The sequence below is a fragment of the Coprobacillus sp. AF33-1AC genome (assembly GCF_003475785.1).
Classification (GTDB): Bacteria; Bacillota_I; Bacilli_A; order Erysipelotrichales; family Coprobacillaceae; genus Faecalibacillus.
In genome coordinates, this window is record NZ_QRQB01000050.1 from 1 (window position 1) to 1766 (window position 1766).

A 1766-nucleotide genomic window follows, 5' to 3' on the forward strand; every position below is an offset into this window, starting at 1 on the left:
GGGTAACCAAATAATTTAGGGGGAAAGCCAAATTATTTAGGGGACAACTTTAGGGGTTTTAAGAAAACCCTGTTGAAAGTTAGGGGGCACTTTAGGGGGCAACCTAAAAATCTCATAGAAAATAAGTTTAAAGGAACAATCAAATAGGTTGTTCCTTTCATTTTTGCCTAGATACATTTAATAAGTTATTTTTTAAATTTATACACTTCTTTTTTTGATTTAGGAGTGGCTAAAATAGGTTCTTTTTTCCTGTTAGCCCAAATTAATCTACTTCTTGCATATTCAAAATTGCTTAGTCCTCTTGAATTTCTTTTGAAATCTTTAGGAGTTCTATTATATCCTTCTATAGGTCCATTAGAGAGTCTTCTTTCATTTCCGTTACTATCAGTTATATAAATAAACGAATTGATAATTTCCCGTTTATGTTTTTTTAATAATTCAGAAAACTCTTTAAACATAGTTAATGTTGAATGAGAATAACAATCAATAATATTGCTTAAAAGATTATCTATTTTTTTTAGATCTTTTTCTTTGGTTTTATTAAATTCAATATATTTTTCTTTGAGACGTCTGATTTGTATAAGGTTATCATCCAATTGGAAAAACATTTTTTCATAGTCATAAGTATTTAAATAAGCTTTTAATTTGTGGTTGTATCTAACATTACTCTGATAGTCTATGTTTTCTACATTTTGTAATATCAGCCATTTAAAATTATTGAGCAGATAAACTTCTTTAGATGTTGGCATATTTTTAAAATCTATAGGTTTATTATTTTTTATACAAGTTTCTTCGTAAATTTTTTTATCTCTTACTTGAAATTTCTTTTTTTGGTCATTGATATAGTTATTTATCTTTCTTATGATCCAAGAAACGACGTGAAAGCTGTCAATAATAGCAATACTGTTAGGAAAGTAGCGTTTCGTATAGTTGATATAGGGATTGTACATGTCACAGATAAGGTATTTAACGTTTTTCCGTTCTTCCAATGGAATAGATAAAAAGTAAGCATTGGTTGTTTCTTCCCATCTGTTAGGGAGAATATCAATCGTTTCTAAAGAATCAAAATCCATGATAACCAATGCATAACGATGTTTATAGTCGATATCTAAAAATACTTCGTCGACAGAAATTATTTCAGTTAAAGGAAGACGTTTTATATTCAAATATTGGAGAAAAATATAATGTACGGAAGTATCGGAAATATTATATTTTCTAGCAACATCTGCGGTAGTAATATGTATATTCTTCATTTCGTTAAGAATCATATAGGGCGTAATATTAGATGACTGTTTATATTTACTGATAAAGTTAAACTGATCATTGAAGTAAAGATTACATTGAGGATTGGTACATCTCCATTTTCTTTGAGTTACAATAAGTTTTAATTGATAGCCATCTTGTAGGATAGGGTGATTTATTTTTCTAATGTATTTTCCTTTTGAATGCATTCTAGAAGAACAGGCAGGACAATATTCGACTTTGAGAGTTTTTTCTAAATAAATTTCTTTAGTATTTCCATCAATTAAAATCTTAGAGATAATAATGTCTTTATCTTCAATGTTTAAAAATTTCATGATATCATTATTCATATAGTTCCTTTCATAGTATCTAGACAATATCAATGATAAATGAACTATAAAAAGAAACAACAGCCAGAATTCTAGCTGTTGTTTTTCAATGGCAATTATTAGAAGTTTATCCCCCTAAAGTTGTCCCCTAAAGTAGACCCCCAAAGTTGAACCCCCTAAATTATTTGAATAGCC

1 protein-coding gene is annotated in these 1766 nt (G+C 28.3%); it reads right to left on the minus strand.

What is annotated here, in order from left to right:
- Positions 1-185: 185 nt before the first annotated feature.
- A complete protein-coding gene (locus tag DWZ53_RS11040; RefSeq protein WP_118434209.1) occupies positions 186-1592 on the minus strand; it encodes an ISL3 family transposase in 1407 nt (468 codons plus the stop codon).
- Positions 1593-1766: the final 174 nt, after the last annotated feature.

What these genes read in the sequence shown, in the direction of transcription:
- DWZ53_RS11040 (WP_118434209.1), bottom strand. Translation starts at nt 1,592, where the DNA reads ATGAATAATGATATCATGAAATTTTTAAACATTGAAGATAAAGACATT.